The sequence below is a fragment of the Commensalibacter papalotli (ex Botero et al. 2024) genome, assembly GCF_947179115.1.
GTDB lineage: Bacteria > Pseudomonadota > Alphaproteobacteria > Acetobacterales > Acetobacteraceae > Commensalibacter > Commensalibacter papalotli.
In genome coordinates, this window is sequence record NZ_CAMXCI010000011.1 from 1 (window position 1) to 15107 (window position 15107).

The 15107-nt window shown below is 28.5% G+C and carries 14 protein-coding genes; 2 read left to right on the forward strand and 12 right to left on the reverse strand.

Annotation, left to right across the window (positions count from 1 at the left end; all coding sequences use genetic code 11):
- Positions 1 to 197: 197 nt before the first annotated feature.
- From QMN76_RS10625 to QMN76_RS10640, 4 genes are all read right to left on the reverse strand, one after another.
- Positions 198 to 1562, reverse strand: coding sequence for a 4Fe-4S binding protein (locus QMN76_RS10625; RefSeq protein WP_282024737.1), 1365 nt, complete (start codon positions 1560 to 1562; stop codon positions 198 to 200).
- Between the two features lie 33 nt (positions 1563 to 1595).
- The gene (locus QMN76_RS10630; protein WP_034341112.1) at positions 1596 to 2432 is read right to left on the reverse strand and encodes an FTR1 family iron permease; all 837 of its coding nucleotides are present in this window, start codon (positions 2430 to 2432) and stop codon (positions 1596 to 1598) included.
- 9 nt (positions 2433 to 2441) lie between these two features.
- Positions 2442 to 2771, reverse strand: a complete 330-nt coding sequence (locus QMN76_RS10635; RefSeq protein WP_034341110.1) for a cupredoxin domain-containing protein — start codon at positions 2769 to 2771, stop codon at positions 2442 to 2444.
- A 108-nt stretch (positions 2772 to 2879) separates the two neighbouring features.
- Positions 2880 to 3413 (reverse strand): iron transporter, encoded by a 534-nt coding sequence (locus tag QMN76_RS10640; protein ID WP_282024741.1) that lies wholly within the window; start codon positions 3411 to 3413, stop codon positions 2880 to 2882.
- 686 nt (positions 3414 to 4099) lie between these two features.
- On the opposite strand from QMN76_RS10640, the gene QMN76_RS10645 reads away from it, so the two are divergent.
- Entirely contained in the window at positions 4100 to 5476 is a 1377-nt protein-coding gene (locus tag QMN76_RS10645; RefSeq protein WP_282024764.1) for a glycosyltransferase family 47 protein, read from the forward strand.
- Positions 5477 to 6367: 891 nt separating this feature from the next.
- On the opposite strand, the gene QMN76_RS10650 is transcribed toward QMN76_RS10645, so the two are convergent.
- Complete coding sequence (locus QMN76_RS10650; protein WP_282024730.1) at positions 6368 to 7927, reverse strand: glycosyltransferase family 2 protein; 1560 nt, start codon at positions 7925 to 7927, stop codon at positions 6368 to 6370.
- A gap of 943 nt (positions 7928 to 8870) precedes the next feature.
- Between QMN76_RS10650 and QMN76_RS10655 the strand changes: the two genes are divergently transcribed.
- On the forward strand, positions 8871 to 10406 hold the full coding sequence (locus QMN76_RS10655; RefSeq protein WP_034341127.1) for a glycosyltransferase 61 family protein: 1536 nt from the start codon (positions 8871 to 8873) through the stop codon (positions 10404 to 10406).
- Here the strand turns inward: QMN76_RS10655 and QMN76_RS10660 are convergent.
- The 7 genes from QMN76_RS10660 to parA all read right to left on the reverse strand — a co-directional run bounded on the left by QMN76_RS10660 (position 10376) and on the right by parA (position 14876).
- On the reverse strand, positions 10376 to 10672 hold the full coding sequence (locus QMN76_RS10660) for a recombinase family protein (RefSeq protein WP_282024731.1): 297 nt from the start codon (positions 10670 to 10672) through the stop codon (positions 10376 to 10378). The two genes, QMN76_RS10655 and QMN76_RS10660, sit on opposite strands and share 31 nt — an antisense overlap.
- Positions 10666 to 10929 carry a recombinase family protein gene (locus QMN76_RS10665; RefSeq protein WP_051462132.1) on the reverse strand — a complete coding sequence of 88 codons (264 nt, stop codon included), beginning with the start codon at positions 10927 to 10929 and terminating at the stop codon, positions 10666 to 10668. The genes QMN76_RS10660 and QMN76_RS10665 overlap by 7 nt, the downstream gene beginning before the upstream one ends.
- Positions 10930 to 11246: 317 nt before the next feature.
- Entirely contained in the window at positions 11247 to 11645 is a 399-nt protein-coding gene (gene vapC / locus QMN76_RS10670) for a type II toxin-antitoxin system tRNA(fMet)-specific endonuclease VapC (protein WP_034341124.1), read from the reverse strand.
- Positions 11642 to 11872 carry an antitoxin gene (locus QMN76_RS10675; protein WP_034341121.1) on the reverse strand — a complete coding sequence of 77 codons (231 nt, stop codon included), beginning with the start codon at positions 11870 to 11872 and terminating at the stop codon, positions 11642 to 11644. The genes vapC and QMN76_RS10675 overlap by 4 nt, the downstream gene beginning before the upstream one ends.
- 629 nt (positions 11873 to 12501) lie before the next feature.
- Positions 12502 to 13542 (reverse strand): plasmid replication initiator TrfA, encoded by a 1041-nt coding sequence (trfA, locus tag QMN76_RS10680; protein WP_034341118.1) that lies wholly within the window; start codon positions 13540 to 13542, stop codon positions 12502 to 12504.
- 468 nt (positions 13543 to 14010) lie between these two features.
- Positions 14011 to 14250, reverse strand: coding sequence for a hypothetical protein (locus QMN76_RS10685; RefSeq protein ID WP_034341115.1), 240 nt, complete (start codon positions 14248 to 14250; stop codon positions 14011 to 14013).
- Positions 14247 to 14876, reverse strand: coding sequence for a ParA family partition ATPase (gene parA / locus QMN76_RS10690; protein WP_282024735.1), 630 nt, complete (start codon positions 14874 to 14876; stop codon positions 14247 to 14249). The genes QMN76_RS10685 and parA overlap by 4 nt, the downstream gene beginning before the upstream one ends.
- Between the last annotated feature and the right edge of the window lie 231 nt (positions 14877 to 15107).

Here is a 15107-nt window from a genome sequence, read left to right on the forward strand (position 1 = left end):
TGTAAATGAACGTCCTCTGATTTGCATAGCGCTGATATTAAAAAGCCCATGTTTAAAACCAAGCACTTTTTCTGGATCCCAGTTGAGGGTCAATGTCGTCATACCCTCATAAGCAGCACCCTGTTTGATACCACCATATGGGTTCCCCCAAACTTCATTAACATCAACCGCAGTAAAGGTAATACTATATTATATATTTACCATCCCCAAAACATAAACCACCAAGCAGCTAAAATAGGTATTAGAGAAAAACAAAATAAACAAAACGATAATATAAATTGATAAATATTATTAGTAATTTTTCTTAAAATTTTATAACCTAAATAAAGGCTCCAAAGACCGGCTCCAATTAAAATAATTGCTCTTGCGTTCTTTATCCACCCCAAAATAATACCATCATATTGTAATAATTTCACACTTGTTGCAGTAAGCCCAAGAAATAAACCTGCTGCAGCCAAAGGTATAAGAGCTTGTGATATATAAAGATAAAGATTAGGTTTTCGTAAAAAACGACCTAATAGTTTGTAAATAATTGTTAAACCAAATCCAAATATAAGTCCTGAACCAAGAATATAAAAAGTAACGCAAAAACCATCTAACCAATTAAAACTATCATTATTATCAGGATAATTTGTTAAAATCCACCAAGGGGCTGTGGCATTAAGCGGCCAAAAAATATTGTGATTAATTAACCAATTTGCTAATAATTGTTTTAATTGTACAAACCAAGGTGAAACTGTCCACGTAAATGCACCTATAGCGACACCAATCATACCAAAAAGCAAAAGTCGTGTTTGCCAAATATTACCTTTTTCACCACCATAAACAATAATCTCTTCATTGACAGATCTTGACTGTAAACTAATTGCATCTCGATACCCAGCACAACGTCCACACATATGACAAGATGAAACACCATGTAATTGTCGAATATTAATCATCGGCGGACAATGTGGATTACTTAATTGCTCACCATGATAATTAGCCCATTTTTTGGTATTACTTTTAAAAGAAATTGGTGATAAGCGTGATAAAAGATTAAAAACACCATTAACAGGACATAAATATCGACACCAAACGCGATTTTCTTTTCCATAAAAAAAACCAACAATTATGGCACCTATTGTTGAACCTCCCAAGATTAATAATGCAGCTTGAGCATAATCATAAACACTAATCAATTGTCCATAAAGGGTTGTTAAAATAAAAGCAATAGCAGGCCAACCTTTCCATTTAATCCAACGTGGTATTGTTTTATTTTTACCAAACTTTTTTGACGTCCACTCAGTTAGTGCACCTTCTGGACAAAAAACTCCACACCAAACTCTTCCCATAACTAACATTGAAAGAATAACAAAGGGCCACCAAATTCCCCAAAAAATAAATTGGGCAAATAAAACGAGATTACTTAAAATATGTGCATGTCGTGGTGGTAAATCCATAAACGTAGGAATGATTAAAAGAACAAGATACAAACCAACAATCCCCCACTGGGTAATTTGTATTATTCCTTTATGGCGTTGCATTGCAACGCCTAATTTATGAAGTATTTTACTTATCATTTAAACCCTTATGTAGCCTCAATTTAGTTCATATCAATGCGTAGTTTTATTTTTAAATCGGATTTTACAAAATAAAATTGCAAGAATCCAATAAATAGCGAGAACCATAACTTGCATTAAAGATGGTTCTGCATGGTAACCTGTTAAACCTGTTAAGGTACTATTATCTGGAATCAACCACGCACTACTCCATAAATAATCATCCATAAAGCTATAAAGCCAGTCAGGAAGGTTATAAGCAGATATTTGAGCAGCAGCTTTATCAAAAGCACTAATCATTAATCCACCACCAATTAAGAGTAGTAAAAACTCACTTATAAGGAAAAACCATTTCCAAGAAATGATTTTCGAAGATTTTTGTAAAAGCCAGAATGTTAACAAAGCAAGAACAAAACCAAGAACACCACCTAAAATAAAAAGTCCTAAAGAAGATCCTTGTTGTTGAACTCCGATACCTGCAAGAAAAACAACTGTTTCTGAACCTTCTCGCGCTACAGCTAACATTGCTAAAATAAGTATTCCTAATCCACTTCCTGTTTTTGTTAGACTGTCAGCGGCCTCTTGTTCAAGATGCTTTTTCATACCTCGTCCATGACGGTGCATCCATATTACCATTTGTAAAATTAATAAAGATGCAACAAACATCATTCCTGTGAAAAACCATTCTCCACCCGCACCCGCAAACCAATTACTTGCTACCCAAAAAGTAATAGCAAGTAAACCAGCAAGCGCTAGACCTAATCCAGTACCTATCCAAAGTTGTTTAGTTAATGACAACAAATTTTCTCGTCTTAACCAAGCATACAAGATACCTATAACGAGTAAAGCCTCGACACTTTCACGCCATACGATAAATAAAGGCGCACCCATATAAAACTCCTATTTGGAAATAATACTAAAACCTTGCATATTCATATGAAATTCATCAATAAACTGATACTTTCCTGGTTTAAGAGGATGAATAACCACAAATGATGTAACACCTGGTCCAAGAACTTTTTCGACACGAAGTGATAAATTTTCGAATTCAGCAGGTCCTTTTCCTGTATTTTTAATTGTTATTTTAATACGCTGATTTGCAGATACTTCAATTGATGATGGTGTAAATACACCATCAGCGATAGATACATCATAATTTTGTAATGACGCTGCAAAAGATGATATTGGTAAAAATACAAATAAAAATAAAATAGCCCATAATATTTTCATACTAAATATCCTAAAATTTACTTATAATTATTTAATAAAAAATATTAAACAAACTAAAATAAAATAGTAAATTAACTAATTATTTAATTTTTTATTAGAATATTAGAATTAATATCCGCCTTTTTTACCTGTTCCAGCATAAGTAAAATCATACTCTGTTACACAACTTTTAAACCAAGGTGCAACACCAGTTTCCTTATCAACATGTCTACCAAACATTGTTTCGCGAGATGGCGGCAAAATTGTAAGTTTTAAATGGTATTTACCTGCTCCTAACATTTTAATGTTTTCACCATAATGTGGGCCATCATTAGCAACCATTGGATGTAAAATACCATTTAATTTTTTTGTATCTCCTGTTTTAGTAAGCTCGTAGGATACTTGTAAATATGGCATCCAACTCCCTTCAGGGAATCCATTTTTATTATCCGCAGTTGCATGAATATCAGATTCAAGATGTACATCAGATTGTGCTGCAGGTAACATCACCCCTTCTGGTTCCATTTCAATAGGTTGAAGATAAACAGCTGCTATTTCCATATTACCACAAGTTTGAGGTTTACCGATTGGGTATTCCACTGCAAAAGCAGGACTTGATAATATTAAAGCACAACTAGCCAAAAGATATTTTTTTATACGCATAATTATTTCCTTTTCATGTAACTTTTAGAATAAATAGATTTAGATAAACATTTTTTATTAATATTAACTATATATGACAATGCGAATCATTAGCAACTTTTGATTTTGATTTTGAAAGTATATTTTTAATTAGGAATGGGCTGTAATTGTTGGAATGGAAACAAATTAATTTTAATAGAGCTAAGTATGATTTTTACGCTCATCATATAAATGGCATGATGATCTTATAAGCGATAAATTGATGGTAATGATAAAACAACCTCTTTTTCAAAAACACTATAAATCATGAAGAAAGAGAATATTCTTTCTAATTCTTTGTTTCATGAAACAAAGAAATATATGGAAAAGAACGGCTTTTTCCAGTCTTTCCATATAGCAAGAAATATAGTTAAAGAATATGAGGTAATGTGCTGGATTAAGAAAGGCTTAGGGTTTGAAGGGAAGTAGACTATAAACGAAAAATCAATCTTATAAATCTACTCAAATTAAACAATCTTGTTATTTGCTAAATTACCCAACCATATTAATAATTGCAGCATCTTTATCTATTCGTAACAAGTCAAAAAATAAATATGACACTATAAAATTAAAAAATTTACGAATTATTAAATTTATACTAAATAAAAGAAAAAAATGGGTAAGCTATGCGATAGCTATTGCAACAAAAAACATAAGAAGAATAAATAATGCCGATTATTACGCACTTTGGGACAGTATTATGTTTATCTGAACATGGTAATATAGAACAAAAAAAAATAGAAGACTGCAATGAATTTAATATAATTAGACATTATTTTAAAAAAGATAAAATATTTTTTTTAAATATTGGTAGTTTTGATTATCAAATTACAAAACAAGGCCTTTATAATCTCTCACAAAATAATTTATTTTTATCAAGTAGCAATGACTTAACGACGGTTACATGCGATAGAGAGAAAGCTCTTGACTGGGAAAATTATTATATTATTCCTGATGAAAACTATGAAACCGAATTATCAAAATTTTTTACAAATAGAGCCCTCAAAGAATATCAATTCTGTTATACTTCAAACGTTTTAGCAACGTTAGATAATTTAAAAAAAATCTTTCCCAATTCTGAATATTTAAAAAGAAAAAACAATTTAATTACTAGATCTAATATATTTAATACAGAAAATAAAGTTATAATCAACTGTAATTTACACCATATGTTTGAAACAGAATGGTTACAAGAAATTATTCCTTTTCTTGATAAATATGAACATTTAGAAATAAATAATGCATCAACAATTAAAAATAAAAATTTAATTATAATAGATAGCCTAATAAATGAACAAAAATTAGATTTTTATAAAACTTTATATTATAATAATAACAATATTTTACTTGTACATTTAAGTGATGAAGCTTTTAAAGATGAATATAGATGTTATGAATATTGCAATACTGTATGGAGAAATTTATGGAATCCAATTCTCGCTAGTTATAAAAATGTAAATTTTTTTCCTCTAGGTTATAAAGCTGGATTTAAAAGAGATATTAATAATATTAAAACCAAACATAAAAAATATACATGGTTTTTTGCTGGAGACATAAAAAAAACAAATCGTCAAATTATGTATGATAATATGAAAAATATAGATGGCGGATATTATCATTTAACATCATATTTTAATAGTGTTGATGCTTTAGGGGTTAAAGAATATAGAGAGTATATGGAAAATTCTATATTCATTCCTTGCCCCGCAGGCTTTGTACATTTAGATTCTTTCCGAATATATGAATCTCTCGAAGCTGGTTGTATACCTATAGTAGAAAATGGCAGAGGGCTTAATTGTTTTACTCCATATTTAGGAAAAAATCCTATTCCTTTTATTGATAATTGGAATAATGTACATAAACTCATAAAAAATATAATTGATGAAGGAAAAGTTGAGCAGTTAATGCAAGAATGTTCTGAGTGGTGGAATAATTATAAAATAAATATAAGCAATAAAATAAAAGAGGACTTTAACAATATTAATATTACAAATATTAACGGTTCTGGGTTCTGCGATTTAGATATTACAAAATTTATTGAATAATCCTTTATCAAACAATATCTGTAAATTTTACTCTTTGTAAGCTTGCAGTTTTTTTTCGAAACAGTTTATTTTATTATTTTTTGAAACATAACTAACACTAAGAAGGTTTGTCGCGAATAGGTAATTAAGTTGTGAAGAAGTATAAAATTGAATGCTTTATCTGTTCCGATATGGATTAGTGTAAATAATCTATCACCTTTTAAAAGCTTGCCTAAAGAAACGTTGAGTAACCTTGACGTTTTTTTGACTTGTTACGAATAGATAAAGATGCTGTAATTATTAATATGGTTGGGTAATTTAGCAAATGACAAGATTGTTTAATTTGAGTAGATTTATAAGGTTGATTTGTGGTTTATAGTCTACTTCCCTTCAAACCGTAAGCCTTTCTTAATCCATTACATTACCTCATATTCTTTAACTATATTTCTTGCTGTATGGAAAGACTGGAAACAGCCGTTCTTTTCCATATATTTCTTTGTTTCATGAAACAAAGAATTAGAAAGAATATTCTCTTTCTTCATGATTTATAGTGTTTTTGAAAAAGAGGTTGTTTTATCATTACCAATACAGGTTGATGTAAAGAGCTTATCGTTTTAAAGGCTTTTCTGAAGAAGTGTTGCTATGCATTCTAACAAGCACAGTGTCTATTCCCAATTATAAATATTTCATTCATATTTGTGAAAAAATTAAACTCTATTCTCTAACTTTGCAACAGGATCTTTTTACTTTAATATATATGATTTGCGCTTTATACAGAATCACTTAGACTACGCGTAATGTTTATTTGATAGCAAAAAGATTTGAGAAAAATAAATTAATGTTATTCAACCATAACTGAACAATTATTTTCATAACATTAATTTATATAAATTTAAATTTTTATAATATTTTCTACATATTATGTTCTGATAATATACCTCTAGATATTATTTTAATAGCTTTTTTAGAAGCATCATCTAATGATGTTATAGCATTGAATATTAACCCATTTTTTTCTTTCTTTTGTTGGCATAAAATCTGCATTTCATAAAAGCTTCTACTACTCTTTAAATATTCAGCAGTTTCTTTAATTGTATCTGTACAATTATCAAGATTAATTTCTAATAATGAAAAACTTTCCCATTCATATGCTCTCATTTTTGTTATACAATGTTTACCATGCTCATCAAAACTTAAATATCTATTTGTATCTGGATGAGATAATGAAATGGTTTCATTAGGGTTTCCCCATACTTTATATGATAGTACTGAACCTATTCTTGGATCTCCTTTTACTTTTAAAAGACAAGAAGATTGTGTGCATAAATGAATATAATCACTATCTTCAAGAAGTAATGCAATAACGGGTTCTTTATCATCATGCACACTTAATTCTTCGTTACAAACACAGAGAAAATAATTAAAATAGTTTTTAATATGAAATGCTAAAACTTTTTTTTCACTATTAAATTTATCTTTTAATATATTTCCTGGTTTAGAATGATGAGAAATCCAATAAAGAGGAATTGCATTGTTTTCATATTCATAATGAGGATCAAAAATAGAGACCTGTTTTGGTGAGTATAAATCTTTTAAATATAAAAAATATGAAAAAGGTATTGAGGCTATTATTTGTTCTACGATACGCCCTTGTCCATTTACAAAATTTTTCATTATTTTATAAAAATTTTGTAAATAAATTTCAGAAATATTAATTTCTATTTGATTATAATCGTTACTACTAACAATATTATGTACTGGATCTTGTTTATTTTTTCTTATTTCTTCTATATTTCTATCTCTAATCACATAATGTTCTAAAGATCTAGTTTGATAATGAATAAGGCGCCCACCTGCCCATGTGGGATAGTCTTTTGTAAAACCACCATGATCACCTTCCCACTCTATAGGATCTCCAGCACTATCAACACTTTGTCCTTCTACCATGATATTATGAACGTGATATAATGGTTTTGATATAGATAGTGGTTTCACTATAACTTTGGTATGTTTATTCCAAAAAAGTTCATTGCTTCCATGTAATGTATAGTTAATAACAGGAATACCAGGAGGTCGGCTAATATAATTATTAGTACCAACACAACACCAGTTAAAAGCAACTAATGATGCATGATTCATCTCCATTAAATAATCTTTTATATTTTTCCCATATAAATCTAAATATTCATCAGAATCAAAAAAGGCAATCCAATTAAATTCTTGTTTGTATTTTGTGATAGTATTTTTATAAGCTCTAATTTGTCTAATATGATGTATGTCTTTATTAAAAGCATTTCTATGATATCTTATATCAATAGTATTTTTTAAAGAAAGTATTACATTTTCTGTTTCATCATCAGAAAAATCATCATATATGATGATGGTATCAAAACCCAGAGCTTTATACCAAGCAATCCAATAAACAATTTCCAATTGTTCATTTTTCACGACCAAACAAACAGCAACTTTCATCGATTTTTACCTAATTAACAATAAAAAGTTATTATACTAAAAAAAAGTGATTAATGTAAATTAACCATCTTTGTAAAATACCTAAAAGAGGTATCAATATACTTGATCATAATAAATTTACCACTATACATATTATAAAAGTCTAAAATAATAATAAAAAACTTATAAAAAATAGGTAATGAAGTTTTAGAAGAATTATTAAAATAGGTAATGTAATAAAAATAAACTTATAATAATGTTTAAAATAATTTTATATTAAATATTATTTAATAATATATTTAAATAATCAATTATATTAAAATTTTATTTATATTAGGAAGTTATATAGTGAAATTATATTTAATATGAGCTACGAAAAATAAATAATGGTAATTTGCAGATAAAAATACAAAGTATGCGGTTATAAAAATATGTTTGTTGGTTATATTGATAAAGATAGCAATATATAACTATATAATTCATTGATATTATTGATAAAATATGATGACTTAAACGTCATAATGTTACCGTTATGTCTAAATTATAAACAGTAAATTCAAATCACATTAAACAACATTATTTTGAGATCGTTTTTTATGCTTGCATTCTAAAGAAAATTTACATTACTAAACTAAAGATGCAATAATTCCATTTTTTATGTCTTAATAACCGATTTAAAAAAGTAACAGCAAAATCTCCTAAAAATAAAGTTTTCGCGATTTAAAATAATCATTACATTCATTTCTTTTAATTAAAAATTGTAGGATTTATTATTGAATAAAAAAATTATAAAAAAATTAATAATTTATATTAAATAAATAAATCTTAATCTAATATAAAAATTTTATAGAATCTTTTCATTCTAATTGTTAAAATAAAAAAAGTAATGAGACAAATTGGACAATTTTTTTGCTCGTCAAAATAAACCTTATTTTGGTTTAATTAACTTAGAAAATAATAAATTATGCACGATTATATAGATAAAAATAATATATTTCAAAAATGTATGAGAGCGGGAGGGTATATAATCCCCCTTCAATATCCATTAAATGTTCGTACATATAAAAATGTATTTAATCATGGTTTTTCATTATATGGAGAGAACCAACAGATTATATCAGAGAGTAGTTTTTATAGAGGTGTACCAGATTATAATTTATTAAATGCATCTGTCACAACTAATATTCATCCTCATAGAATAAAGAATATTTTAGTTCATGATTTATATTTTTGGTTAGGTGTTGTTCATCAACATTTTGGACATTTTATGGTTAGTTCTTTAAGCAGGTTATGGGCTTTAAAAAATCAACCAAAAAAAATAAAAATAGCTTATCTTGGAGAACCTCCTGATCATTTATTTAAAGTGCCTCATATTGCTTATATTTTTAATCAGCTTGGAATTCAAAAACATCAATTAAAAAATATTACTGAAACTACGCTTTTTAAACAAATAGTTATTGCAGAACGATCTTTTAATGAAAATCATTCTATAAGTCATATGTATAAAAAAACTCTTGAAAGAGTGTATCCTTCTTTATCAAATAATTCATTACAAAAAGAGTATATATATATATCAAAAAGTCGGCTTTCACGCGGAGTAAGATCTATTGAAAATGAGTATCAGCTTTGTGATTATTTAACATCTAAAGGAATAAAATGTATATTTCCAGAACAGCTTTCCTTTATAGATCAGCTAAAACTTTGGCAAACTAATCAAAACTTTGTTGGTTTTTCAAGTTCAGCATTTCATATGGCTGCAATATTTGGTAATAAAAATATAATAATAATTAATGATTCATATGGAGCATCTTCGAATCATATTCTTGGCGATATGGTTGCCAATAATAATACACTTAATATTTATTCTTCTCAAATAATACATAAAGGAAAAACCGATAATTTTAGTTCGGTAACACAAATATCAGATATTGAAAAATTTGGAGATTCTATCATTGAGGTAATAGATAAATTTCAACAAAAAAAAATTAAAGCACAATTATCACCTGCTAAACTTTTTTCAGTAAGTAGTAAGGTATTTAAAAATGAGCCTCTTGGGGAAAATATATCTCGTTTAGGTATTCCGACTCAAATTTCAATATATGATCGGGATGAAGGGAAAAATGTTACTCCAGAAGGGGCTATAAGTGGTAATTTGACGGGATCATATCAATGCCATACAAAAACTGAAAATAATCCTTGGTGGCAAATAGAATATAAGGATTTATACCTTTTTACAGAATTACGTATCTATAATAGATTAGAATCAGATACAGTTAAAAATAGAAGTAATCTTTTATCTATATTAGTGTCTGATGACGGTGTTAATTTTACTGAAGTTCATCGTAAAAAAGATCAAGATATTTCTTTTGGTGGATTAAATGGAGATCCTTATAGATTGTTGCCAATTAATAATATTATTGGTCGCTTTATTCGTATACAAATTATTGGACAAACATTTCTTCATTTTGATCAAGTAGAAGTATTTGGAGAAAAAGTATGAATTTTTTTATAAAAAAAATAGGGAATTATAATAAATAAATTATTGGTAGTATCTCTATCCATTTTGTAAAAGCTCTTTGGTTTCTTAAGTTTTTCGTCTGTCATTACAATTGACCTTCCACCAACTCCACCTTGATCTCTAGCTGCTTTTAATCCGGCTTTTATTCTTTTCTTGATAAGGTCTCTTTCAAATTGAGCTAATACTCCAAATAGATGAAATACTGACTCACCTCTATGAGCTGTGGTATCAATATTCTCTGTTAACAAACCTTACGAGCTTCTAGATCATTCACAATGTCTATTAGATGTTTTATTGCCCCCCCAAGACGATCTAACTTCCAAATAACTAATATATCGCCCTCTCTTAAATAGGAAAGGGCTTTTAATAATTCTGGTCTATCTGTTTTAGCACCAGAGGCTTTATCTTCATAAAAGCTATCACAACCAAATTGTTTTAATGCTTTTATTTGCAAAGCAGTGCGTTGTTCAATTGTGGATACTCTAGCATATCCAATCGCAACCATAATCAATTTCTTTAATAATCAGATTATTTATACGTTTTTACGAGGATTAACTCTTAAAATTAGAATACATACTGTTTGATCTTGTAATTTTGTAATTATACGATAACGCCATAAATCTAAATTACCTGTAATATTGATGGGTTTAATCTAACAGTTGTTGGCATATCGCTAAAATCACAAATACATATATTCATATTTTTTTCTTAAAAAATAAAAGCAAGGTTAGATATAAAATATTTTACGTAAACTCATTAACTATAAATAATATTTATAAACTCATATAAGAAAGATGTTTATTAATAAAATAATTTTTTTTATTAAATGACCCAATTTTCTACAGTTAAGCCTTTTACTCTTTTAAACTCTTTAACATTATTGGTAACCAAATTTACCTTTAATGCTAAGGCATGAGCAGCAATTAACATATCTAAACTTCCAATAGGTTGTCCTGTTGATTGTAATTGATGTCTTAATTCAGCATAATGCCAAATAGCTTGCTCGTCATAAGGTAGTATTTCTAAAGGGGATAGAAACTTATTTAAAGCCAGTTTATTCTTTTGTGATCCAGACTTCTCAACACCAAAAGCAAGCTCTGAAGCGGTAATACTGGAAATACCTAACTGTCCTAATTGAAATTGTTTAAACTTTTCAAAGACATAAGTGGGGTTATTATTAATGATATAAATACAGATATTGGTATCGAGTAAATAAATCATTTTATATCCTCACGGGTTTGATCTCCCTGAGGCTCTCTTGTGAATTGAAAATTATCTTCAAATTCATTGATTGCTTCTTGCATTAAAACCCACGGATTTTCTTTTGGTAATAACAATACACCGTTTCCAAAGGCTTTTACGATGACTTCATCTTCATTAAACCGAAACTCCTTAGGCAACCTTACAGCTTGACTTCTGCCATTTTGAAATATTTTTGCTATCTGCATATTATAATCCTCCATGATATATATTTATGATATATATCATAAGTAACATTCTACTTACAACTAAATGAGATGATTTTATTTATTTTAATTTTTCTTTGATTTTTTATGGATTTTCAAACACGCACATAAAACCTTCAGAAGGCATTCTTGATGTGTGATAGTATTTTTAGTTATCACTTCTACTAAAGAAGTATTTAACCTACTCTAGGAAAACCTAGAGTTTATTAAAATGGGTATCAATAGGTTAATCTTATTAAATAATATTTTATGAAAATAATTAAATTATAAAATATACTTTGATAAGCTATCATCACTACCACAAATAATGAATTTATCAAGTAACTCTCTATCATTTATTTTTAATAAGTTGTTAATTTTATATATTTTATGTATATTATACATGAATATTAATAAGCCATAAATTTGGTTTGATTTTTTACTGAACAAACGATTATCAGCGTTCAGCATTAATTATAGAGATTAAAAATATACCCGCACAATTTTATCGATGAATTTACCAGAATCCTATGTTTACACTCGTTCTGTATCTAGTTTGTGTGATTTTGTGCATCTGAAAGAAATTTGATTAAAATTATTATGACAAAGGAATTTTTTTATAAAAAATTAATCTAAGATTGCTTGTGTCTTTCAAACCATTTGCGGCAAAAACCAATAAATGCTTTATTAGGTTCTCGTGGCGCATCTATACCACCTTCAGACATCCAACAACGCCATTCTTTTTCAAGGGAATATATATCCCAACCGGGAGCAACTAACTTCGCATCATGATATGTTTCTTGATTTAATATAATTGAAACATTTATATTTGTAAGCTCTTTAAAATTTCGATTGGTAAAAATAATATTATTACCATTTAATGATACAGCATAATCTGGTATATGACTGTATGTATTATCTTGTTCAATTATTTTATTAACTAATCGTTTGAATTCTTTATTTGTTGACCCAGAACCGCATTTTGCTTGTAATTTATCAAGCCCAATACGCCAAGAATATTGTTGACCGCAATGTTTACGTGCTAATTCATACATTCTTCGCTCAAGAGGTTTACGCAATCTAAAATAATCACGATGTAATGTTAGTACTTCATGTGCCTTAATTGCATTAAATACCCAATCAGAAAGTTTAATTTCAATTTCTTGCATTCTTCCCTCACGAGTCTCTCTTACAATTTTATAATTTTCAATTAAACCAAAACCTTCTAAAATTTCATATTTTCCTGTAGTAATATTTGTTTCTATTCTTGTCCCTGCAAGGCGAGTAAGAGCTGCTTTGAGTTGTTCATAACCTCTTCCATCTGTACCTCTATTCGTTGCAGATAAAAAATCGTAGGCTTTAAATCTCAATGTTTGTTTAATTTCACTTTTATTATTCAATGCAGCAATTGTTTGGGATATACAAAAAATTAATATATCCCGATCATGAACGGTTGCTACGCCTTGTACTGATGGAATAACTTTAATAAAGTTTTTTCCATTTTCATAATGCTTGATACGAAGGTCTGGTTTTGTTGATATTGAAAAGATTGGATGTTCCATTGATGCCATATCTCCTTTAGGTGTAGCATCAAAAATATCACAAATAAAAAAATCTTCTTGTTGCATACGGTCAGGAAGAAGAGGCGATTTATCTTTTGTATTCTCTTCCATATCATTTTCTCTTTTGTGTTATTACCCACCAAAAGATTTATATCGTGTTATTACCCACTCCACAAGCGCTTTCGTGTTATCACCCACTTTCTTTCGTGTTATCACCCACTTTCTTTCGTGTTATCACACACCATTAACTAAAATAAAAAGCGTATTTTCAATAAGTTACAGTAATTATTTTATGCGTAACACTATATATAACACTATATATAACACTATATTTTGTGGATAACTTATAAAAATACAATTTTCACTTAAAAATTTTACACTAAAGAACAAATTTATAGTTTTTAATCTAAAAAAATTTTAGATTAAAGAGAAAAGCATCTATCTAAATATTTATAAACAAAATGACTATTAATTATAGGTTAACACCTTCAAATATGTAATAAATATTATACATTCACTTCAAAAATATAAATATTTCCTTATATTTAACTTTTCTACAAATTTAACTTAAATACGTTTTTAATTATTTTTGTATTTTTCTGAAAGAAATTCTCGCATTTCATCAGCTATTTTTGTTCCTCTACTTGCACAAGAGGTTTTTATAGCCGTATGTAAGCTTAAAGGAATATCAATAGTTAAACGTTTCATGGGTTCTTCCTCAACTCGATTTTCAACCCACGCATCTGCCGTTGATGCCAATGTAGATTTATGAATTGGTTTTGCACCAATAGTAATCTTTTTACCTAATTTTGTATTCATTTTAAAAACTCCATAATTTCTTTTACTACAGCTTTAATTTCTTTTGTAGCTAAGCTCTTTTCATCAATTTCACAAACGGCTTTTCCTTGCGCCGCAGATTCAGCAAAAATGACACGTTGTGTTATACTTGCTTCAAATGATGGTACAGAATAAACTTCAAGCGCTTCTCTAACATCTCTACCAATTGCAGTATTTAAGATTTTACGATTAATTACAAATGCAGATTTGAGGTTTTGTTTATAGATCAGAGCTTCATTTATTAGTTTAATAATTTCATCTGCTGCCCATATATCATATGGGGATGGCTGTACAGGAATAAGTATAAGATCAGAAGCCATAATAGCACTTCGTGCTAAATCTGTTACACGAGGCGGGCTATCAATAATAACATAATCGTAGCCTTTAGCGATTTGATTTATTTCTTTGTGGATAGTTGCACGAGGTAAACCTATAACAGAAAATAAAGGCTCCTCGTTACGTGCCGCGGCCCAATCAAGTGCACTTCCTTGTGGGTCAGCATCAATTAATAATACACGCGCTCCATTGCGTGAAAAAATAGCCGCCAAATTTATACTTAATGTTGTTTTCCCTACTCCACCTTTTTGGTTTAAAACTCCGATAATCATACACTTATACCTTTACGATTTTCAACTTTTACGATTTTCAACTTTTACGATTTTACGTGTAAATGTCAACAACAAATACTTTACAATTGTATTAGCTGATTCAAATGGTATTGCAGTTCATTAATAATGAAAACCCCTGTCGTAAAATTGAAACGGGTACCAGAAAGATGTTTTGACTGTGGATCACAAGTAAAAGGACCAGAAGGGTTACAAAAAGAAACATCATTTGGA

What these genes read in the sequence shown, in the direction of transcription:
- QMN76_RS10625 (WP_282024737.1), bottom strand. Translation starts at nt 1,562, where the DNA reads ATGATAAGTAAAATACTTCATAAATTAGGCGTTGCAATGCAACGCCAT.
- QMN76_RS10630 (WP_034341112.1), bottom strand. Translation starts at nt 2,432, where the DNA reads ATGGGTGCGCCTTTATTTATCGTATGGCGTGAAAGTGTCGAGGCTTTA.
- QMN76_RS10635 (WP_034341110.1), bottom strand. Translation starts at nt 2,771, where the DNA reads ATGAAAATATTATGGGCTATTTTATTTTTATTTGTATTTTTACCAATA.
- QMN76_RS10640 (WP_282024741.1), bottom strand. Translation starts at nt 3,413, where the DNA reads ATGCGTATAAAAAAATATCTTTTGGCTAGTTGTGCTTTAATATTATCA.
- QMN76_RS10645 (WP_282024764.1), top strand. Translation starts at nt 4,100, where the DNA reads ATGCCGATTATTACGCACTTTGGGACAGTATTATGTTTATCTGAACAT.
- QMN76_RS10650 (WP_282024730.1), bottom strand. Translation starts at nt 7,927, where the DNA reads ATGAAAGTTGCTGTTTGTTTGGTCGTGAAAAATGAACAATTGGAAATT.
- QMN76_RS10655 (WP_034341127.1), top strand. Translation starts at nt 8,871, where the DNA reads ATGCACGATTATATAGATAAAAATAATATATTTCAAAAATGTATGAGA.
- QMN76_RS10665 (WP_051462132.1), bottom strand. Translation starts at nt 10,929, where the DNA reads ATGGTTGCGATTGGATATGCTAGAGTATCCACAATTGAACAACGCACT.
- vapC (WP_034341124.1), bottom strand. Translation starts at nt 11,645, where the DNA reads ATGATTTATTTACTCGATACCAATATCTGTATTTATATCATTAATAAT.
- QMN76_RS10675 (WP_034341121.1), bottom strand. Translation starts at nt 11,872, where the DNA reads ATGCAGATAGCAAAAATATTTCAAAATGGCAGAAGTCAAGCTGTAAGG.
- trfA (WP_034341118.1), bottom strand. Translation starts at nt 13,542, where the DNA reads ATGGAAGAGAATACAAAAGATAAATCGCCTCTTCTTCCTGACCGTATG.
- QMN76_RS10685 (WP_034341115.1), bottom strand. Translation starts at nt 14,250, where the DNA reads ATGAATACAAAATTAGGTAAAAAGATTACTATTGGTGCAAAACCAATT.
- parA (WP_282024735.1), bottom strand. Translation starts at nt 14,876, where the DNA reads ATGATTATCGGAGTTTTAAACCAAAAAGGTGGAGTAGGGAAAACAACA.